This is a genomic window from Pseudomonas izuensis (assembly GCF_009861505.1).
Lineage (GTDB): Bacteria > Pseudomonadota > Gammaproteobacteria > Pseudomonadales > Pseudomonadaceae > Aquipseudomonas > Aquipseudomonas izuensis.
Window position 1 is genome coordinate 15,620 of sequence record NZ_WTFT01000029.1, and the last position, 19,019, is coordinate 34,638.

A 19,019-nucleotide genomic window follows, 5' to 3' on the forward strand; every position below is an offset into this window, starting at 1 on the left:
GACGCCTTCTGGTTGTGTTGAAAAAAGGCCCCCGTACGGGGGCCTCAACAGACAGCATTTAGAACGATTGGTTGGCGATGGACAGCGAGTTGCTTTGTTGGTTGCCCACACCGGCCGCTACGTTGACGCCCAGGTTGCCACTGCCGCCATTCACCGATCCACTCAGGGTAGCAGTGTTGGTCACAGGGTTGGCCCAGCCAGTTGGAGTCAGCACTTGGTAGGAAACAGTGTTGCTCAGATCAAACGAGCTGCTTTCGCTGAAGCTCTTCGCTTTGTCGTACGCAGATTCGGACGATTTGCTGCCCGATTTGTCGAACGAGGAAGAGGCCGATTTCTCGACCGATTTATCGAACGATTTTTCGAACGAGGAATCGCGGGACTTATCGTACGAAGAGCTGTTCGATCTGTCGTACGAGGAGTCGCGCGATTTGTCGAACGAGGATTGGTGCGATTTGTCGAACGATTTGTCGATCGATGCGTCAAGCGATGCGTTGAGCGATACGTTAAGCGACTTGTCGGAACTGCTGCTGCGGGTGTGATTGCCGTACGTATTGGATTGCGAGGCTGCCGCAGAAGCGTCCAAAGATGCGTTCAGGGAAGCATTCACAGAAGCACTCGAAGATCCGCTTGCACTGCTGCTGTTGGAGCCGCTTGCAGTCATGCTGTTCGAACCACTCGCAGCGCTGTCGTTGGAACCACTGGCATGGCTGCTTTTTGAACCGCTGACATCAACGCTAACAGACTTGCTGGAGTTAGAGTTCTTCGAACCGGCAGCAGCCCAACTCGAAGAATTGCTTTGACTGCCGCTCGCTTCGAAAGACTTATCGAAGGAAGCGCTGCCGCTCTTCGTGGTGGTGAGCGTGATCGTATCGAGGCGGAAGGTCCGATCGGCTTCGTTGGTTACGACCAGGCCAGGACCAGTTTGATTGGCAGAGGCGGAGGCTGTTGCGTTGCCGAGTGGGGCATTGGAGTTGGCAATTGCCATGGTGTTTTTCTGTTGGTTAAGGTCGCCACCAGCAATGTTGATACCCATGTTGCCGCTGCCGCCATTACCCGATCCGCTCATCACAGCAGAGGCTGTGCTGCCGTAGTTGTAGACCTTGTTATTGTTGCTGTATTGCGTGACTTTGGCAGTAGCACTGGCATCACCGAACACGAAGCTGTTATCGCGACCGGAGTTGTCGGATGCAGCGTTTGCGATGGCGGCCGCGTTGTCTTGTTGGTTGCCGTCGCCTGCAGCCACGTTGACGCCGACGTTGCCGCTGGTGCCGGTGGCAGAGTCGGTCATCTCAGCGCTGTTCTGAGTCCCTTCGTTGTAGATGCGATTGTTGGTGCTGCTTTGCTTGTCGGTAGCATTGGCAGTCGCATAAACAGGGATCTTGGTTGGAGGTGGGGTGTGGTGGTTGTTATGATGGCCGTGGTGGTGCTCATCATTCTGTCCAGCGTGTACAGCTACAGCCATGACCGCAGCAATTGCGAAAACCAGAGGCTTGAGTGCCATCGAAGGTTTCATGGTGATTCTCCGTACTTTATTTTAGGTTAAGTGTTGTTATTACCTGTTTGGGTCAATCCACGACCCGTACGCTCAGGGTGTTGGCCATTCGGTTTCCCACCCCGGCGCTCTGATTCAACTGAATCACCCCACGGCTACCGGTGAAAGCCTGGTCACTGGTAGAGACCTGGCGATAGCCTGGTGCAGAGTCAGTTGGATCGGAGTTGATGAGCAGCGCCACGTTCTGTTGCATGAGGACGCTGTCGTCGAGACTTTGCGGCTGAGCACTGATGCTGATACTCAGTGCGTTGGCTTGCTGAGTGCTGGCGCCCGAGCTCTGGTTCACGCCCAGAGCGCCGCTGCCATGGCTGAAGGAGTCGCCCTGGATGCTGGACCGCGCATCGATCCTGGGGTCGACAATCGTACGCAGCCGTTGGCGAATCTGGGTGCTCGCGCTGGCGTCACGGCCCACGGCGATGGCCCGGGCGTTGGCTTGTTGTTGCAGATCGCCCGCCGCCTGGTTGACGGTGAGGTTGCCCTGGTATTGAGCGCCCGAACCGCTGATTTCGGCGTTATCGATGACGGGGGATTGGGCAAAGGTCGATGCACTGCAAAACATGGCGATCATCAGCAGCGTACGATTCATCTTAACGGTCTCCCGTTATGATTTTCAGAGCACCCAGGCCTTGCTGGACGCTCGAATTGACCATGTTGGCAATACCATTGCCTGAATTTCCCGAACGTCCGGCAGGCAAATTGGAAAGTTGGGACTGGTTGCTGATATTACCGCCCAGGTTGTTGGTGTTTTGAGTGACCAGGCGGGAGATGCCTGCACCACTGGCGACGCCGGCAAAGTCGCCATCGCTCAACTCGTTCGTTTGTTTGAGGATGGTTTGGGACGGGTTGGCATTGACGGTCGTGGGGTTCGGGTCGGGAATCACCGGCGGACGCGTTGCCATGCGCGGTTGGACATCACGCTTGATGATAATGATGCCGTTGTCTGCCTGTACGGGCAGGCAAACACTTGAGCCCAGCGCGCATCCGATCAGCAGGAGGGTATAAAAGTTTTTATTGAGTTTCCCCACGGCGGCAATTCCTTCTGTATTGAAACGCTGGCCCTTATCAGCGATACGAGGAATAGAGCAGAAGGTGTGCCGGTTTTGGTTTTTCTCTTGAAATCAGTTGGTTGGCTTCAATAGTCGAAGTGTTTAAAAAAATTTGTAAAGCCACTGAGACAGAACCGCTCTAAATCGCGGTCCCTGCTGGCGGCATTGCTCGCTAAGGGCCCTGAAGGCGGGTTGTATCACCGACTTAACATTTTCTTGCCAGAGTGCCTAAAGTGCTTTAACTCGCGGGTTTGCCCCGGGGAGAGTGTTTCAGGAATGGACATTATCCGCAGGGTGGCTAGCCCGGTCAGGCCTTGAGCAAGCGCGCCACCGCCTCGATTGCCGCGTCCTCGCGCTGTTTCCAATCACCTTGCAGGACCTGGTAGGGCTGGCGGTGCAGGTCGAGCCATTGACGGCTGGCCTGGAAAAACGCCTGGCGTTCTGCCAGTCGCGGTTGGCAGCGCTGCCCGTCGTCATGCCAGTCCACTGTTTCAGGGCTCAGCAGCAAATGCAGGTCGTATTGCCGTGCCAGCAATGCTTGCTCGATCCAGGCCGGACAATCGCCAAACAATGTCTGGCTCCACAGCATGTTGCTCAGCAAGTGGGTATCGAGGATCAGCAGCCGTGGGCGTCGCGCACGAGCCTCATCCTCCCATCGGAGCTGGCCCCGGGCGATGTCCGGGATATCGGCCAGACAGGTGTCTCGCTGGTTTTGCTCGATGAACCAGCGCACGTACTCGTCGACCACCGTTCCACCGAAATGCGCTTGCAACTGTGCCGATAACCAGCTCTTGCCGCTGGATTCAGGGCCTGTAAGCACCAACACCTTCATGTGCGCAGCGCCGGGGCCGCGCGCCATTCACGCCAACCCTGCACGGCCAGTAGCAGGAATAATCCGTACAGGACGGCGGTCAGGTACAACGCCTTGTAGACGAACAACCCGACGAAGATCACATCCACGACGATCCACAACGGCCAGCACTGAACCCGTTTTTGCGCCATCCACAGCTGCGCCACAAGGCTGAACCCCGTGAGTGCCGCATCGAGCCAGGGTTGGGCCGCGTCGGTCCAGTGTGCCATGGCGGCACCCAGCATCAGGCTGCCGATGGCACCTATGACCAGGCCGAACACCACCGTCTGGCCATCAAGCCGGCTGACCTCGCGCCCCTGTCGCGCATCGCCCGCACGGGTCCATTGCCACCAGCCGTAAACCTGCAAGGCGGCATAGATCACTTGCAGCAACATGTCCGAATACAGCTTCACTTCGAAAAATACCCAGCTATATATAAGCACCATGATCAAGCCGATCGGCCAGCACCAAGGGTTCTGTTTGACCGTCAACCAGACGGCGATGACGCCGAGGGAGGCGGCAAACAGTTCAAGCCCGGACATGAAGGTTCCTTGGGGGAAGTCGAAGAGGGGGCGGATTGTAACCTCTGCAGGAGCGAGCTAGCTCGCTTCTACAGAGGATCAAGCTGATCCTCGCGGAAAAACCTGACTGCACACTGATATTTCACGGAATTTTCCACGGCCTGCGGGTATCTTGTGCGCGCGGGTTTTCAACTACGCTGAATGCTTTGAAAAATACTGACGAGGCCTGCGCTGACGCATTGCCTTTTGGGGGATTGATGGATCTTTGGACTGCCTTTCAGGCGTTGATTCTTGGGGTTGTAGAGGGGCTGACAGAGTTTTTGCCCATTTCCAGTACCGGGCACCAGATTATTGTGGCCGACCTGCTCAATTTCGGTGGCGAGCGCGCCATGGCGTTCAACATCATTATCCAGCTCGGGGCGATCCTGGCGGTGGTGTGGGAGTTTCGCCGCAAGATTTTCGACGTGGTCGTCGGGTTGCCGACGCAGCCAAGTGCGCGACGCTTCACTGCCAACCTGCTGATTGCCTTCCTGCCGGCGGTGGTCCTGGGGGTGATTTTTGCCGACCTGATCCACGAATACCTGTTCAATCCGATCACGGTGGCCAGCGCTCTGGTCGTGGGCGGTTTCATCATGTTGTGGGCCGAGCAGCGCCAACATCAAGTGCATGCCGAAACGGTTGATGAAATCACCTGGAAAGACGCCTTGAAAGTCGGCTTCGCCCAGTGCCTGGCGATGATTCCGGGCACCTCCCGTTCCGGTGCAACGATCATCGGCGGCTTGTTGTTCGGCCTGTCGCGCAAGACCGCTACCGAGTTCTCGTTCTTCCTGGCCATGCCGACCATGGTGGGAGCGGCGGTTTACTCGGGTTACAAGTACCGTCACCTGTTCGTGGCGTCTGACTTCCCGGTCTTCGCAATCGGCTTCGTCACGGCGTTCATTTTCGCGATGATTGCCGTCAAGGGCTTGCTCAAGTTCATCGCCAGCCATAGCTACGCAGTGTTCGCCTGGTACCGCATTGCGTTCGGCCTGCTGATCCTGGCGACCTGGTTGTTCGGCTGGATTGACTGGACCGCGGTCAAGCCATGAGTGATTCCGGCGCGCGCAACAACCCCGGACGCAACGCCGGGGGAGAGATCCGCAATCTTCGGCTGAAATGGCTGGTGTTCGCGATCCTGTGCGCGCTGCCGCTGTTCGGTTCGATGTCGATGTGGCTGCGTGGGGTTTCCCTGATTCCCCTGGCGGCCTACGGCATCGTTAGCGTGGCGGCGTTTCTGTTGTATTGGAGCGACAAGCGCAAGGCGCGTGCCGATCACTGGCGTACTCCGGAAAACGTGCTGCATGCGCTGGAGTTCGCCGGCGGTTGGCCGGGCGCTTTGTTGGCGCAGCAAGTGTTCCGGCACAAGACGCGCAAAGTTTCGTTTCAACTGGTGTTCTGGCTGATCGTGCTGCTGCACCAGGTGTTCTGGATCGACCAGTTGTTTCTTGGTGCAAACCTGTTGGCCTTGTTCTGATGATCTTTTTGTAGGAACAGCCGGTCGACGCTCGAATGCTCGCGAAAAACTACAGGGCGCCGCTGGAAATCTGGTTTTACGCGTTATCGTTCACGTCCATCGCGAGCAAAGCTCGCTCCTACAACAGCAATCCGACCTGCGTACGTTTGGGCAACTTGCGGACCACCAGTTGATGGGAGCGTCGCAGCAAGCCTTGCAACTCTTCGGCACCGAGGGGGTAGGGCGTTGTCATGATGATCCACTGGGCCCGCGCCAGATAAGGCGCCGGGTGAATGCCCGGACGGTCGCAGTGACCGAGAAACAGGTCCTTGTCGACCTTGAACGCCAGAGAGTCGCCACGCAGGTTCTGCAAGGCGAACATCTTGTTCCCGGCCACTGAAAATACCCGCACGCCACCCCACTTGTAATCTTCCCGAGCGCCGGGCAACGCCAGGCAAAAGGCCGCGACCTGTGCTTCGCTCATGCGTGCAACCTTCATATCAAACGGTCCCCACAGGCATTGAATGTTTCGATCAGATGGTCGAGCCAGGCACGTACCGCGGGCATCACACCGCGTCGATGAGGGTAGACCGCCTGCAGCCAGCCGCCAGGCATCGACCATTCGGGCAGCAGTTGCACCAGTGAGCCGTTAGCCAGTTCCTGTTCGCAATACATCATCGGCAACGTGGTGAAACCCTGGCCGGCGAGGGTGCAAGTCTTGCGGACAATGAAATCGTCAATGCCCAATCGAGCTTCAAGGGCCAGATCGTAGTGTTTGCCCTGGCGATCGACCAGGCGAATGTGCACCATGCGGTCCGGTTCGAGCGCGCCAAGTGTCGGCAGATTTTTCAGGTCATCCGGATGATTGATTTCATGACCGTGCAGGAAAGCGGGGCTGGCCACCAGGAGCATCTGCGCCTGGCGCAGGCGGCGGGTGACCAGCAACGGGTCTTCATCCCCCGGCTCGCGCACGCGCAAGGCAACGTCAACGCCCTCGGTCACCAGGTCGACGCGGCGATTGACCAGCATGACCTCCAGCTGCACTTGCGGAAACTTCTCCAGAAAGCTGCTGATCACCCCGGGCAGCATCTCGTGAGCCAGTCCGACAGGGGATGAAACCCGCAGTCTTCCACGGGGCTCGCTGGACATGCTGGCCACGGCTTCATCGGCCATTTCTGCCTCCAGCAACATGGCCTGGCAGTGCCTCAGGTAACGTTCGCCCACGGCCGTCAGCTTGAGTTGGCGGGTGGTACGCTGGAGCAGTCGCGCGCCGAGGCGCTCCTCCAGTTCCGCTATGCGACGGGACAGTCGTGACTTGGGAATCCCCAGCGTACGCCCGGCGGCCGCGAAGCCACCGGCCTCCACGACTTTGACAAAGTAATAGAGGTCGTTGAGGTCTTGCATGGCGGCTTCTCGATTGTTCTATCAGTGGGACAAACTATCGCATTGTTGCAGTCTAATCAGCTATTGGTTTCATCTGTAGGATTGTTTCCATCAGATCGCCCTGGCGGCGATCCTCACCTGGAGATCCCACATGAAACTGCTGCACATCGATTCGAGCATTCTTGGTGACAACTCGGCTTCCCGTCTGCTGAGCAGCGAAGTTGTGAAAGCCTGGCAAACCGCCGAGCCAAGCGCCGTGGTGACCTACCGCGACCTGGCTGCCGATGCCATCAGCCACTTCTCCTCGACTACCCTGGTTGCAGCGGGCACTACGGCTGAACTGCGCAACGCTGCCCAGCAGCACGAAGCTGAACTGAGCGCTTCGACCCTGGCCGAATTCCTTGCAGCCGATGCCGTGGTCATTGCCGCGCCAATGTACAACTTCACCATCCCGACTCAATTGAAGGCCTGGATCGACCGCATCGCTGTTGCCGGTCAGACCTTCCGCTACACCGAAGCCGGCCCTGAAGGCCTGTGCGGTGGCAAGAAAGTCGTGATCGTTTCGACCTCCGGTGGCATGCATGCTGGCCAGGCAACCGGCGTCGCCCACGAAGAGTACTTGAAGGTGCTGTTCGGCTTCATCGGCATCACCGACATCGAGTTCGTCCGCGCTCACGGCCTGGCTTATGGTGACGAAGTGCGTACCAAAGCGATGACCGATGCCCAGGCGCAAATCAGCGAGCAATTGTTCGCCGCCGCGTAAGGCTTGCGTAAAGACGTCAAACGACGCAGGCAATCCCCAAAAAACTCTGTATTCTGATCACGCAAGGGTCAGGTACGGAGTTTTTTGTTTCTGGCCGTTTCATATCGTTCGTAAAGTTATGGCCCGGGTTATGCAGTCAAGGGTGAACGTCTCCGGTCCGGTAACAAGGTGGGGCATCCCATGATGCGTCTTTGTGCAACCTTACTGATTTGCCTGTTCGGCAGCCTGAATTCAGTGCACGCCGCCCCTGCGCCGCATCCTCACTGGAGCGTCGGCTACCACGAGATGACTTTTCTCGATCCTCTCGATCTGCAACCGATGCGTGCCATCGCGTTTTATCCTTCCAGCGAAAAAGAGCACTCCAGCAAGCTTGAGGGCTATACGGTCGAGGCCGGCGAAGACACTAAAGTCGCCATGGGCCGCTTCCCCATGCTGATGCTGTCCCACGGCAACACCGGAACCCCGCTGGCCCTGCATGACCTGGCCACGTCGCTGGCGCGCAAGGGTTTCGTGGTGGTGGCGGTGATTCATCCGGGTGATAACTCCAGGGACCACAGCCGACTCGGCACGCTGAGCAATCTGTACGGCCGGCCGATCCAGATCTCCGAAGCCATTACCGCGACGCTGGGCGACCGCATGCTGGCGCCGTTCGTCAATGCCGATCAGGTCGGGGTCATCGGTTATTCGGCGGGTGGAGAGACGGCGTTGATACTGTCCGGGGCGACGCCGGACCTGGACCGCCTGCGCCGTTACTGTCAGGAACGCCCGGACGATCGGGATGCCTGCAACACCCAGGGCGAACTGATCGTCGACCGCGATGATTTGCAACCGGTGGCCGATCCGCGCGTCCATGCGTTGTTGTTGATGGCGCCGCTCAGCCTTAAATTCGGCCGTCATACCCTGGCCGACGTGCATGTACCGGTGCTGCTGTACAGCGGTGACGGCGACAAACTGGTGGCCTTCGACAAGAACGCCGCAGCACTGGCGCGCAAGCTGCCTGTCGCGCCGGACTTCAAATTACTGGCCGGTGCCGGCCATTTCGTGTTCATGGCACCGTGCAACGACGAACAGATCGTCATCACGCCGGCACTGTGCACCGACGCCGATGGTGTCGATCGTGAAGACATTCATCGCAACCTGATTTCCGAAGCCGGGCGCTTCTTCGCCCATACCCTGGGCAAGGCGACCCGGGCCGGTATGCAGACCGCGGATCAATAGTTCACTCGGAACCATTGTAGGAGCGAGCCTGCTCGCGAAAGGGGCGTCAAATTCAGCATCATTGGTGCCTGATACACCGTCTTCGCGAGCAGGCTCGCTCCCACATGGATCGCGATCAGCCTAGGCCATCGCCCGGTGCTTGAGCAGTAAGGTCAAACCGAGCCCGGTTACCGACAACAACGCCGCGCAGAAGAAAATCCACGAATACCCCAGGTTCAGCGCCACCGCGCCCATCAACGGCCCGGCAATCGCCAGCGCCAGATCGAAAAACACCGCGTAAGCACTCAACCCTGCGCCACGGCTGGAATTGGGCACCTGCTTGATCGCCTCGACGCCCAGCGCCGGGTACACCAGTGACAGACCAAACCCGGTCAGGCCGGCACCGATCAAGGCGTAGCCGGTCGAAGGCGCGAGCCACAATAACGTCAGGCCGACGGTTTCGATGGTCATGCAGGCAATGGCCGAGGTAAATCCACCGAAGCGGCTGATGCTGGAAATGAACAGCAACCGCGCCAGAATGAAACACACCCCGAACACCGTCAGGCAATAAGCCGCACCGCTCCAGCCACGGTTGACGTAATACAGGGTGATGAAGGTGGTCAGGGTGCCGTAGCCGATGGAAGCCAGGCTCAGGCTCGCACCAAAAGGCGCAATGCGCCCGAACACAGCCCAAAAGGGCAGGCGCTCACCGCGCACCACCGGCACCGAGGGTTTGTTGCGGATCAGCAACAGCGCCAACGCCGCCAGCACCGACAGCGCGATCCCGAGGCTGGTGAAGCCAAGTCGATCGACCATCACCACCCCCAGCGGCGCACCGATGGCAATCGCCCCGTAGGAAGCAATGCCGTTCCACGAAATCGAACGCGCCGTGTGTTCTGCACCTACTTGGCCCATGCACCAACTGATGGTGCCGACCCCGATCAAACCTTGGGCGATCCCGAGCAGCAGGCGACCGGCGATCAGGATGAGCAGGCTCACCAATGGAACGCTTTGCAACAAGGTCGACAGCAGCGTCAGCACGCCGCTCAGCACAATTCCGGACAAACCGTAAACGATGGCGCGCTTGGTGCCGATGCTGTCTGACATGCGCCCGGCCATGGGCCGGCTGAGCAGGGTAGCGAGGTACTGCGAGCCAATCGTCAGCCCCGCGATGACTGCACTGAACCCCAACTGCTCATGGACATACCCCGGCAACACCGCAATGGGCAGGCCGATGCAAAGGAAGGCGATAAAGGTATAGAAGACGATGGAGACGATCTGCAGAGTGATCGCCATGGAGCTTTGCGGTGGCTGTTGCTGCACAGACATGTGGACTCGTTCGCGGGCGGCGGTGGGAGACCTGCATGATGGCTTGGCGGTGGGATAAAAGGAAGCAGGCTAACTATATTCGTTGCTTTTGAGGACATCTTCGCGAGCAGGCTCGCTCCTACAGGTTACGCATTCAAATTGTAGGAGCGAGCTTGCTCGCGAAAAACGTTTGGATAACGCGTTCATTCAGGTTGCACGCGTTTTCGTTGACGTCCATCGCGAGCAAGCTCGCTCCTACAAATGCGGCGAGTTGCCCTTAGAACACCACACCCTGGCTACGCAGGTAATCGTCATAGGTGCCGCTGAAGTCGGTCACGCCGTTAGGGCTCAACTCGATGATGCGGGTGGCCAGGGACGATACGAACTCACGGTCGTGGCTGACGAAGATCAGCGTGCCCGGGTAGTTCTCCAGCGCCAGGTTCAGCGCCTCGATGGATTCCATGTCCAGGTGGTTGGTCGGTTCGTCCATCACCAGTACGTTCGGTTTTTGCAGGATAAGCTTGCCGAACAGCATGCGCCCTTGCTCACCACCGGAGATGACCTTGACCGACTTGAGGATCTCGTCGTTGGAGAACAGCATGCGGCCCAGGGTGCCACGAATGATCTGCTCGCCCTGGGTCCACTGGCCCATCCAGTCAAACAGGCTGACGTCGTCTTCGAAGTCATGGGCATGGTCCTGGGCGTAGTAGCCCAGCTCCGCGCTTTCGGTCCACTTCACGGAGCCGGCGTCCGGGGTCAGTTCGCCCATCAGCGTACGCAGCAAGGTGGTCTTGCCGATACCGTTCGGGCCGATGATCGCCACGCGCTCGCCGGCTTCGACGGTAAAGCTGAAGTTCTTGAACAGGGTCTTGCCGTCGAAGCCCTTGGACATCTGCTCGATGGTCACGGCCTGGCGGTGCAGCTTCTTGGTCTGTTCGAAACGGATGAACGGGCTTACGCGGCTCGACGGCTTGACTTCGGCCAGCTGGATCTTGTCGATCTGCTTGGCGCGGGAGGTGGCCTGCTTGGCTTTCGAGGCGTTGGCCGAGAAGCGGCTGACGAACGTTTGCAGTTCGGCAATCTGGGCTTTCTTCTTGGCGTTGTCCGACAGCAGTTGCTCGCGGGACTGGGTCGCCGCGGTCATGTACTCGTCATAGTTGCCCGGGAACAGGCGCAGCTCACCGTAGTCCAGGTCGGCCATGTGGGTGCAGACGCTGTTGAGGAAGTGACGGTCGTGGGAAATGATGATCATGGTGCTGTTACGCACGGTGAGAATCGATTCCAGCCAGCGAATGGTGTTGATGTCCAGGTGGTTGGTCGGTTCGTCGAGCAACAGCACTTCCGGATCGGAGAACAGTGCCTGGGCCAGCAATACCCGCAGTTTCCAGCCCGGAGCCACTTCGGACATCGGGCCGAAATGCTGTTCCAGAGGAATGCCCAGGCCCAGCAGCAGCTCACCGGCACGGGATTCGGCGGTGTAGCCGTCCATCTCGGCGAACTCGGTTTCCAGCTCGGCCACGGCCATGCCATCTTCTTCGCTCATTTCCGGCAGCGAATAGATGCGGTCGCGCTCGGCCTTGACCTTCCACAGCTCTTCGTGACCCATGATCACGGTGTCGATCACGGTGAATTCTTCGTAGGCGAACTGGTCCTGACGCAATTTACCCAGGCGTACGTTCGGCTCGAGCATGACCTGGCCACCGGAGGGCTCGAGGTCACCGCCGAGAATTTTCATGAACGTCGACTTACCGCAACCGTTGGCGCCGATCAAGCCATAACGGTTGCCACCGTTGAACTTGACCGAAACGTTTTCGAAAAGCGGCTTGGCGCCGAACTGCATCGTGATGTTAGCTGTAGAAATCAAAGGTTTTTCCTGCGAAGCATTCAGAGTAGCTAGGGTGCGGCAGTACCGAATCAGTACCCGTTTCCACGATTCGGATCACGGGATATGCATCCCGGTCAGAAGCGGAAGTTCCATCTGGCAATAAGTGGACAGCTGCATGTGGAGCGCTTGGCCCGAGTCGAAGTGCGCTGAGGCCGGGGTCATTCCCGTCATCAACCAAGGGGGGCGCGTAAAGTTTGGCGGCGATTGTACTGGTCTGGCTCTTTAAACGATAGGGCAATGAGGCCGCGGTGATGCATTGGTCGTTACGGCGAACACATTTTCACCGTTTCAGGTTAACTATTGGTTACAAACTATGGCTAAAATGCCATCTTTCTCTGATGCCGGGATACGGCATCGGCTCAAGGATGGCCGCCCGGACCACTGTTTCGTTTGCAGACGCTGCACAAGACCCGCAGACCATGGGTGGGCAGGGGGCGCAGGTTGTTTACTTCTGACGTGTGACGATTTCCGTGAAAATCATCATTGCCACTCTCTACGTTGTATCCATCGCGTATGTACACCTGCGTGGTCACGTGCGCCACAAGCTGCGCCGCCAGCTAAGCGATCATTCGACCTTTCTGGCGCCGATCAATTGCTTCCTTTATCTGTTTTCGAAGATCCCCAACAAGCCTTTTCTCGATCCGGCGGATTTTCCCGACTTGAGGCCGTTGCAAAGCCATTGGGAAGAAATCCGCGCCGAAGGCCAGAATCTATTGCGGGCCGGTGAGATCAAGCGCTCGAATCAGTACGACGATGTCGGCTTCAACTCGTTTTTCAAGACCGGCTGGAAGCGCTTCTACCTCAAGTGGTACGGCGACAGCCACCCATCGGCGATGAAGCTCTGCCCGCGCACCACCGAACTGGTACAGGGCATCGGCTCGATCAAGGCGGCGATGTTCGCCGAGTTGCCACCGGGTTCCAGGCTGGTGCGTCACCGTGACCCGTATGCCGGTTCCTACCGCTATCACCTGGGCCTGGAAACGCCCAACGATGCGGGCTGCTACATCAACGTCGATGGCCAGAACTACCACTGGCGTGACGGTGAAGCGGTGATGTTCGACGAGACCTACATTCATTACGCCGAGAACACCACGGAGCAAAACCGCATCATTTTGTTCTGCGATGTCGAGCGCCCAATGAAATATCGCTGGGCGGCAGCGTTCAATGGCTGGTTCAGCCGCACCGTGATGTCGGCCGCGGGCGCGCCGAACGAGGCGGGTGACAAGACCGGCAGCATCAATCGCCTGTTCAGCAGGATCTACAGGATTCGCCTGCGCGGCAAAGAGCTGAAAAAGCGCAATCGCAAGCTCTATTACCTGGAAAAGTGGGCGATTTTTGGTGGTTTGCTGGCGATTTTCGTCCTGATCTGAGAAGTGTTTCAGGGCCGCTGATGCCATCGCGGGCAAGTCGAATCGTCGCACCGCCGCTCCCACAGGGTTTGTGTAGTTCCTGTTGGAGCGGGCTTGCCCGCGATGGGGGCGCAACGTTCAGCACATCACTTGCTGACTTTCTTCCTTGGCGCAGGTTTGCTTGCCGCTTTGGGCTTGGATACTGGCTTACCTGCTCCCTTGCCCCCCAGACTGCGCTTGAGCAACTCGGTCAAATCAATCACATCCGCCGTCTTACGGGCCTCTTCTTCCGTACCCGTTTCAACATCCTCGATCTTGCCTTCATGGGCCTTCTTGTCGACCAGCGCCATGATCTTGTCTTCGAACTCATCCCGATAATCATCCGGCGACCACTCGGCGCTCATGTCCTGCACCAGGCGCTTGGCCATGTCCAGTTCGCCTTTGGCCAGTTCGGCCTTGGTCACGTCCGGTCCCAGCGCCAGCTCATCAAGGCTGCGTACCTCCGCCGGCCAGCGCAGTTTCACCAGCACCAGGGCCGATTCCATGGGCATCAAGGCGGCGAGATACTGACGGGTATGCAGCACCACGCGGGCCAGGGCGACTTTGTTGGTTTTTGAGAGGGTTTCACGCAAGAGCGCATAAACCTTGCCGCCGCGTTTATCCGGCGCGAGGTAATAAGGCGTGTCGATGTTCTGCAACGGAATCTGATCACTGTCGACAAAGGAAAAGATATCGATGGTCTGGGTCGACAGCGGATGCGCCGAGCGGATTTCCTCTTCGCTGAGCACGACGTACCGGCCTTTTTCGTAGGCGACACCCTTGACGATGTGCTCCTTGGTAACTTCCTTGCCGGTGACCTTGTTAACGCGCTTGTAGCCCACCGGCTCCATGCTGCGGCTATCGAGCCAGTCGAAGTCGACCCCTTGCGAGGACGTCGCCGAGACCAGTGCGACGGGGATATGCACCAACCCGAAACTGATTGCACCTTTCCAGATTGCCCGCGCCATGGTCGTGTTCTCGAAAGTGATGTTCAGGTGACCTGCGGCTGCGCGCAAAAGTTTCAGCGGCCTGCAGCCCTTCCGGGGCAGGGGATCAACTTCGTGTTACATCTCGCCCTGGAGGTTTTGGTTAACAAATCCGAGCCCTGGGCGTAGCGTGTTATCGAAGACCTTGAACACGCCCACGTCGAGAGGCACCCCATGAACCGATGCATACCCGGCCTCATTCTGTTGGCCTTGAGCGGCGTTTTGGGCCAGTGGGTCCAGGCGCAGGACATTTCGGCGCAATCACCCTTGCAGGTCGCCCAGAGCTTGCCGAACAGCGGCAACAACAATCCGTACAACAGCCCGATCCGCCGTGCCAACCCCAACAGCATGCAGGGCACGCAACCTGCCGCCCCGGCCATACGTGGCCCGAACACTGTGCCGGTGCCGCGGCCGCCGACCCTGGATAACGGCGGCATTGGCAATCGCTATCCCCAGAGTCAATCAGTGCCCGCCAATCCACCCAAGTTTCTCCCTAACCCACCTGTTCGAGATCCAGACACCAGTAATTGAGTGACAGGCAACCGTCCGGTCACACATTCCCATGACAATAGGAACCGTGCATGTTGCGACCAGCTCTCCTGAAGCCCCTCCTGGCCACTGTCTGCGCCAGCACCTGTCTGATCGCCACACTGTCTGCCCTGGCGGGTCCTTCCCGGGACTTGGACAGCGAACAGGGCACCCTGGAGGTCACGCCGATTGCCCGGGGACTGGAACATCCCTGGGCGCTGGCGTTTCTTCCTGACCGCAAGGGCATGCTGGTGACTGAGCGGCCCGGCAACCTGCGAGTCGTGACCGCCGACGGCAAACTGTCTGCGCCCATCAACGGCGTACCAAAGGTCTGGGCCAAAGGGCAGGGTGGTTTGCTGGATGTGGCGTTGTCACCGGATTTCAAGCAGGACCGCACGCTCTATCTGTCGTACGCCGAAGGTGGCGGTCAGGGTGATAAGGCCGGCACTGCCGTCGGCCGTGGACAGTTGTCCGAGGACCTGACGAACCTGAAGAATTTCACGGTGATTTTCCGCCAGGAACCCAAGTTGTCGGTCGGCAACCACTTTGGTTCGCGACTGGTGTTCGACCGCGAGGGATATCTGTTCATTACTTTGGGCGAAAACAACGATCGCCCGACTGCCCAGGACCTCGACAAGCTTCAAGGCAAGATCGTGCGGATCTATCCGGATGGCAAGGTGCCGGACGACAACCCCTTTGTCGGCCGTGCCGGCGTACGTCCCGAGATCTGGGCCTACGGCGTTCGCAATCCGCAAGGCGCAGCGCTCAACCCCTGGACCGGCATCCTTTGGGAAAACGAGCACGGTCCCCGCGGCGGTGACGAGGTCAACATCATTGAGCGCGGGAAGAATTACGGCTGGCCGCTGGCCACCCATGGCATCGACTATTCCGGGCAGCCGATTCCGGAAGCCCACGGCAAAACCGCCGAGGGCACCGTCGGGCCACGCCATGTCTGGGAAAAATCCCCCGGCTTGAGTGGCATGGCGTTCTACGACGGCGATCGCTTCAAGGCCTGGCAGCACAACGCATTCATCGGCGCGCTGGTGACCCAGGAATTGATCCGCCTGCAATTCGACGGCGACAAGGTCGTTCACGAAGAGCGCTTGCTGGGTGAACTGGGCAAGCGCATTCGCGATGTACGGCAAGGGCCGGATGGGTATTTGTACGTGTTGACCGATGAAGAAGATGGGGGGCTTTTTAAAGTAGGCCTGAAATAAAACAAACCTGTGGCGAGGGGATTCATCCCCGTTGGGCCGCGAAGCGGCCCCAAGCACTCTTTCAGGCAAATCGTGCAAAACAGGTCTTGCGACGGCTGCGCCGCCGAACGGGGATGAATCCCCTCGCCACAGGTCAGGGTCGACGGTAGAGAATCACCGCCGCCCGCAACTTGTCCCGCCCGAAGCTGCACATCTTCTCGAACTCCCCATGGCTGACCGGCAGATGCTGGCAGTCCATGGCCTGGCGATGCTGACTGTGGTCCACATCGGGATCGTGCAGGTAGACAAAGTCGGCGTCGCAGTCGGTGACGATCACCCAGTGCGGCGACTTGGAGCGGGTCAGGCGATAGCTGCTGATCAGCACCAACGGCTGCCCACCATGCTCCAGCAGTTGCGGCAGATTCAGTGGCCCGCCAATCTCACGCTCGACGTCACTGGCAAGCAGCTGCGCGGTGAACTCCTCGTGCACCAGGCGCATTACGTCTTTTTTATGCTCGTCCCGTACCCCGTCGAGGAACAACGGCCCGAGCATGCTCAGTTGCAGGCGCACCCGAAACCCGCGGCGCCAGGCAGCCAGTGCCAGACCCTGGGGGCTGCAACCCCCGTGGCCGGAGGTCATGAATACGGTGGTTGCCTCGCGCCAGATCTGCAGTTCTTCGCGACGCTCCAGCAACCGGTCCCGTTGCAGCGCGCCCATGGCCATGAGCAGGCACGCCGGGCCGCAGGTGAATTCGGTGGTCTGTGGGTAGTAAGGCACTTGAATGTTGCGCGAGTCGCGGTGCTGGAGGATGCGCTTTTCCAGGCGCAGGGCATCGGCATGGTCCTGGTAATAGTCGTGAATCAGGGCGAAGCGTCGGTAACCGTTGCGCTCATACAGGGCGATCGCCGCCGGATTATCGATACGCACTTCAAGCCGCAAATAGGCACAATCATGTTCCAGGGCACTGGCTTCGACACGATCGAGCAACTGCTTGCCCAAGCCATTGCCGCGAGCCTGGGCCGCGATGGCAATCGAATACAGGCGCGCCAGTGATGTACCCCGATGGAACAGCACCAGGGCATAACCCAACAAATCCTCACCGCGCTGGGCCACCAGCAGTTGGCCGTGGGCGCGGCTGATCATCCATTGAAAGTTGCGGCTGTTGAGTCGATCGGTGGTGAAGCATTGCTCTTCGAGTTGCAATAGCGCGGGTAAATCTTCCATTACCGCCAAACGAAAAAGCGTATTCATATGACCGCCGTAAAAGTTGCGTAACGAAACGGGACTTTCGAAAAAGTTCGTGCTTAATAGGAAAGGTCTTGTTCTCCAACGGATCAATCACTATGTCAGCGGTACAAGGTCATTGGCGCGAAGTATCCGAGCAAATTTTGCCGACAGCAACTTATTTAAATGACACTAATACAACTTCGAGCCAGTTGATTATCATCGTCGAACGCAAGGAGGACTGGGCTTCCTACTTTCCCAGCGAGGACATCGTCACGGCCCAGGAATACCTGGAACAAACCCGCGACAATGAGCAGGGCAAGCGTGTGCAGGTCATCAACCTGTGCCGTAGCTACAAGTACCTGGGGCATGGTTATTACTGCTCCCTGTTGGCTGAAGCCCGTGGACACAAGGTCATTCCGTCGGTACGAACCATCAGTGAATTGACCCGCAAATCCCTATACGGACTGGCACTGGAAGATTTGGACAAAACCCTGGAAAAAGCCCTCAGTCACCATGTTTATAGCGACACTGAAGGTTTTACCCTGACGTTGTATTTCGGCAAGACCAATATCGAGCCGTTGCAGGATTTGGCTCGGCAGTTATTTGAAGTGTTTGCCTGTCCGATATTGCTGGTTGAGTTTCGCCGAACTAATGGTTGGCACATCGAAGGTATCAAGTCCGGTGCGCTACACAAGTTGCGCGAAGATCAGGAAGATCAGTTTGCCCACTCCTTTGACAGTTTCAGTCGCAAGATCTGGCGCATGCCACGTTCACGACGCTTGGCTCGATACGACCTGGCCATCCTGCACGATCCCCAGGAGGCCTTGCCGCCGTCGAATGCCAAGGCACTGGATAACTTCGTCAGGGTCGGCAGGACGCTGGGCATCGATGTCGAGCTGATTGAGCGCAAGGACTATTCACGAATTGCCGAATACGACGGTTTGTTGATACGCGAGACCACCAGCGTCGACAACCATACGTACCGCTTCGCCAAGAAAGCCGAGAGTGAAGGGTTGGTGGTGATGGACGATCCGACGTCGATTCTGCGCTGCACCAACAAGGTGTACCTGACCGACCTGCTCAAGAGCCATCAACTGGGCATGCCCGCCACCGAAATCCTCTACAAGGAACGACCGGAAGACTTCGAGCGGGTTGGCGAGCGCCTGGGGTTTCCGTTGGTGTTGAAAATCCCCGACGGCTGTTTCTCCCGAGGGGTGATCAAGGTTGAAAGCCAGCAGGCCCTGCTCGAAGCGACCGCCGAATTGTTCGAACATTCGGTGCTGCTGCTGGCGCAAGAGTTCTTCTATACCGAGTACGACTGGCGCATCGGTGTACTCAACCGCAAACCGATCTTTGCCTGCCAATACTTCATGTCCAAGGGCCATTGGCAAATCTACAACCACAAGGCCAAGGGCCAGGACATCAACGGCGAATGCCGCACCCTGGCAGTTCACGAAGCGCCGCCTGCGGTGGTGGAGCTGGCGGTCAAAACGGCCAACCTGATCGGCGATGGCCTCTACGGAGTCGACCTGAAGCAATCCGGCGACAAAGTGGTGGTGATCGAGGTCAACGACAACCCGAACATGGACGCCGGCATCGAAGACGCGTACCTGCAGGACGATCTGTATTCACTGGTGCTGGAAGAGTTCGTTCGCCGCCTGGAACTCAAACGTCGCGGCCAGGCCTGGTGAGCCGA

General features: G+C 58.5%; 19 protein-coding genes. 8 read left to right on the forward strand and 11 right to left on the reverse strand.

What is annotated here, in order from left to right; translation table 11 throughout:
• Positions 1-58: 58 nt before the first annotated feature.
• The 5 genes from GPL81_RS22790 to pnuC all read right to left on the reverse strand — a co-directional run bounded on the left by GPL81_RS22790 (position 59) and on the right by pnuC (position 3,990).
• Complete coding sequence (locus tag GPL81_RS22790) at positions 59-1,513, reverse strand: heme utilization protein (RefSeq protein ID WP_096511231.1); 1,455 nt, start codon at positions 1,511-1,513, stop codon at positions 59-61.
• A gap of 52 nt (positions 1,514-1,565) precedes the next feature.
• Entirely contained in the window at positions 1,566-2,138 is a 573-nt protein-coding gene (locus GPL81_RS22795) for an adhesin (RefSeq protein WP_096511233.1), read from the reverse strand.
• 1 nt (position 2,139) lies between these two features.
• Positions 2,140-2,577: a hypothetical protein gene (locus tag GPL81_RS22800; RefSeq protein WP_096511235.1), complete on the reverse strand. Its 438-nt coding sequence runs from the start codon at positions 2,575-2,577 to the stop codon at positions 2,140-2,142.
• A gap of 328 nt (positions 2,578-2,905) precedes the next feature.
• Complete coding sequence (locus tag GPL81_RS22805) at positions 2,906-3,430, reverse strand: AAA family ATPase (RefSeq protein WP_160108600.1); 525 nt, start codon at positions 3,428-3,430, stop codon at positions 2,906-2,908.
• Positions 3,427-3,990 carry a nicotinamide riboside transporter PnuC gene (pnuC, locus tag GPL81_RS22810; RefSeq protein ID WP_160108532.1) on the reverse strand — a complete coding sequence of 188 codons (564 nt, stop codon included), beginning with the start codon at positions 3,988-3,990 and terminating at the stop codon, positions 3,427-3,429. The genes GPL81_RS22805 and pnuC overlap by 4 nt, the downstream gene beginning before the upstream one ends.
• A 236-nt stretch (positions 3,991-4,226) precedes the next feature.
• Here pnuC and GPL81_RS22815 point away from each other — a divergent pair, with 236 nt between their 5' ends.
• Positions 4,227-5,057, forward strand: coding sequence for an undecaprenyl-diphosphate phosphatase (locus GPL81_RS22815; protein WP_160108533.1), 831 nt, complete (start codon positions 4,227-4,229; stop codon positions 5,055-5,057).
• Positions 5,054-5,482 carry a DUF1294 domain-containing protein gene (locus GPL81_RS22820; RefSeq protein ID WP_160108534.1) on the forward strand — a complete coding sequence of 143 codons (429 nt, stop codon included), beginning with the start codon at positions 5,054-5,056 and terminating at the stop codon, positions 5,480-5,482. The genes GPL81_RS22815 and GPL81_RS22820 overlap by 4 nt, the downstream gene beginning before the upstream one ends.
• 118 nt (positions 5,483-5,600) lie before the next feature.
• On the opposite strand, the gene GPL81_RS22825 is transcribed toward GPL81_RS22820, so the two are convergent.
• Both GPL81_RS22825 and GPL81_RS22830 read right to left on the reverse strand, forming a co-directional pair.
• Entirely contained in the window at positions 5,601-5,960 is a 360-nt protein-coding gene (locus tag GPL81_RS22825; protein WP_160108535.1) for an MmcQ/YjbR family DNA-binding protein, read from the reverse strand.
• Positions 5,957-6,865: a LysR substrate-binding domain-containing protein gene (locus tag GPL81_RS22830; RefSeq protein WP_160108536.1), complete on the reverse strand. Its 909-nt coding sequence runs from the start codon at positions 6,863-6,865 to the stop codon at positions 5,957-5,959. Before GPL81_RS22830 ends, GPL81_RS22825 begins: the two co-directional genes overlap by 4 nt.
• A gap of 130 nt (positions 6,866-6,995) precedes the next feature.
• Here GPL81_RS22830 and GPL81_RS22835 point away from each other — a divergent pair, with 130 nt between their 5' ends.
• Positions 6,996-7,607 (forward strand): FMN-dependent NADH-azoreductase, encoded by a 612-nt coding sequence (locus GPL81_RS22835; RefSeq protein ID WP_160108537.1) that lies wholly within the window; start codon positions 6,996-6,998, stop codon positions 7,605-7,607.
• 180 nt (positions 7,608-7,787) lie between these two features.
• Positions 7,788-8,825, forward strand: coding sequence for an alpha/beta hydrolase family protein (locus GPL81_RS22840; RefSeq protein ID WP_121101629.1), 1,038 nt, complete (start codon positions 7,788-7,790; stop codon positions 8,823-8,825).
• 120 nt (positions 8,826-8,945) lie between these two features.
• Here the strand turns inward: GPL81_RS22840 and GPL81_RS22845 are convergent, their stop codons facing one another.
• Positions 8,946-10,133 (reverse strand): MFS transporter, encoded by a 1,188-nt coding sequence (locus GPL81_RS22845; protein ID WP_160108538.1) that lies wholly within the window; start codon positions 10,131-10,133, stop codon positions 8,946-8,948.
• Positions 10,134-10,389: 256 nt separating this feature from the next.
• Positions 10,390-11,976, reverse strand: a complete 1,587-nt coding sequence (locus tag GPL81_RS22850; protein WP_033044478.1) for an ABC-F family ATPase — start codon at positions 11,974-11,976, stop codon at positions 10,390-10,392.
• Between the two features lie 491 nt (positions 11,977-12,467).
• Between GPL81_RS22850 and lpxO the strand changes: the two genes are divergently transcribed.
• Complete coding sequence (gene lpxO, locus GPL81_RS22855) at positions 12,468-13,367, forward strand: lipid A hydroxylase LpxO (RefSeq protein ID WP_160108539.1); 900 nt, start codon at positions 12,468-12,470, stop codon at positions 13,365-13,367.
• Between the two features lie 125 nt (positions 13,368-13,492).
• On the opposite strand, the gene ku is transcribed toward lpxO, so the two are convergent.
• A complete protein-coding gene (gene ku, locus GPL81_RS22860; RefSeq protein ID WP_160108540.1) occupies positions 13,493-14,353 on the reverse strand; it encodes a non-homologous end joining protein Ku in 861 nt (286 codons plus the stop codon).
• Positions 14,354-14,545: 192 nt separating this feature from the next.
• Here ku and GPL81_RS22865 point away from each other — a divergent pair, with 192 nt between their 5' ends.
• Together GPL81_RS22865 and GPL81_RS22870 are read left to right on the forward strand one after the other, a co-directional pair.
• Positions 14,546-14,902: a hypothetical protein gene (locus GPL81_RS22865; protein ID WP_160108541.1), complete on the forward strand. Its 357-nt coding sequence runs from the start codon at positions 14,546-14,548 to the stop codon at positions 14,900-14,902.
• Positions 14,903-14,952: 50 nt separating this feature from the next.
• Entirely contained in the window at positions 14,953-16,116 is a 1,164-nt protein-coding gene (locus GPL81_RS22870; protein WP_160108542.1) for a PQQ-dependent sugar dehydrogenase, read from the forward strand.
• A gap of 133 nt (positions 16,117-16,249) precedes the next feature.
• Here the strand turns inward: GPL81_RS22870 and GPL81_RS22875 are convergent, their stop codons facing one another.
• Positions 16,250-17,347: a GNAT family N-acetyltransferase/peptidase C39 family protein gene (locus GPL81_RS22875; protein ID WP_160108543.1), complete on the reverse strand. Its 1,098-nt coding sequence runs from the start codon at positions 17,345-17,347 to the stop codon at positions 16,250-16,252.
• Between the two features lie 92 nt (positions 17,348-17,439).
• Here GPL81_RS22875 and GPL81_RS22880 point away from each other — a divergent pair, with 92 nt between their 5' ends.
• On the forward strand, positions 17,440-19,014 hold the full coding sequence (locus tag GPL81_RS22880; protein WP_160108544.1) for a RimK family protein: 1,575 nt from the start codon (positions 17,440-17,442) through the stop codon (positions 19,012-19,014).
• The last annotated feature ends 5 nt before the right edge of the window (positions 19,015-19,019 follow it).

What these genes read in the sequence shown, in the direction of transcription:
- GPL81_RS22870 (WP_160108542.1), top strand. Translation starts at nt 14,953, where the DNA reads ATGTTGCGACCAGCTCTCCTGAAGCCCCTCCTGGCCACTGTCTGCGCC.
- GPL81_RS22795 (WP_096511233.1), bottom strand. Translation starts at nt 2,138, where the DNA reads ATGAATCGTACGCTGCTGATGATCGCCATGTTTTGCAGTGCATCGACC.
- ku (WP_160108540.1), bottom strand. Translation starts at nt 14,353, where the DNA reads ATGGCGCGGGCAATCTGGAAAGGTGCAATCAGTTTCGGGTTGGTGCAT.
- GPL81_RS22865 (WP_160108541.1), top strand. Translation starts at nt 14,546, where the DNA reads ATGAACCGATGCATACCCGGCCTCATTCTGTTGGCCTTGAGCGGCGTT.
- pnuC (WP_160108532.1), bottom strand. Translation starts at nt 3,990, where the DNA reads ATGTCCGGGCTTGAACTGTTTGCCGCCTCCCTCGGCGTCATCGCCGTC.
- GPL81_RS22845 (WP_160108538.1), bottom strand. Translation starts at nt 10,133, where the DNA reads ATGTCTGTGCAGCAACAGCCACCGCAAAGCTCCATGGCGATCACTCTG.
- GPL81_RS22830 (WP_160108536.1), bottom strand. Translation starts at nt 6,865, where the DNA reads ATGCAAGACCTCAACGACCTCTATTACTTTGTCAAAGTCGTGGAGGCC.
- GPL81_RS22790 (WP_096511231.1), bottom strand. Translation starts at nt 1,513, where the DNA reads ATGAAACCTTCGATGGCACTCAAGCCTCTGGTTTTCGCAATTGCTGCG.
- GPL81_RS22805 (WP_160108600.1), bottom strand. Translation starts at nt 3,430, where the DNA reads ATGAAGGTGTTGGTGCTTACAGGCCCTGAATCCAGCGGCAAGAGCTGG.
- GPL81_RS22880 (WP_160108544.1), top strand. Translation starts at nt 17,440, where the DNA reads ATGTCAGCGGTACAAGGTCATTGGCGCGAAGTATCCGAGCAAATTTTG.
- GPL81_RS22835 (WP_160108537.1), top strand. Translation starts at nt 6,996, where the DNA reads ATGAAACTGCTGCACATCGATTCGAGCATTCTTGGTGACAACTCGGCT.
- GPL81_RS22815 (WP_160108533.1), top strand. Translation starts at nt 4,227, where the DNA reads ATGGATCTTTGGACTGCCTTTCAGGCGTTGATTCTTGGGGTTGTAGAG.
- GPL81_RS22875 (WP_160108543.1), bottom strand. Translation starts at nt 17,347, where the DNA reads ATGAATACGCTTTTTCGTTTGGCGGTAATGGAAGATTTACCCGCGCTA.
- GPL81_RS22820 (WP_160108534.1), top strand. Translation starts at nt 5,054, where the DNA reads ATGAGTGATTCCGGCGCGCGCAACAACCCCGGACGCAACGCCGGGGGA.
- GPL81_RS22840 (WP_121101629.1), top strand. Translation starts at nt 7,788, where the DNA reads ATGATGCGTCTTTGTGCAACCTTACTGATTTGCCTGTTCGGCAGCCTG.
- GPL81_RS22825 (WP_160108535.1), bottom strand. Translation starts at nt 5,960, where the DNA reads ATGAAGGTTGCACGCATGAGCGAAGCACAGGTCGCGGCCTTTTGCCTG.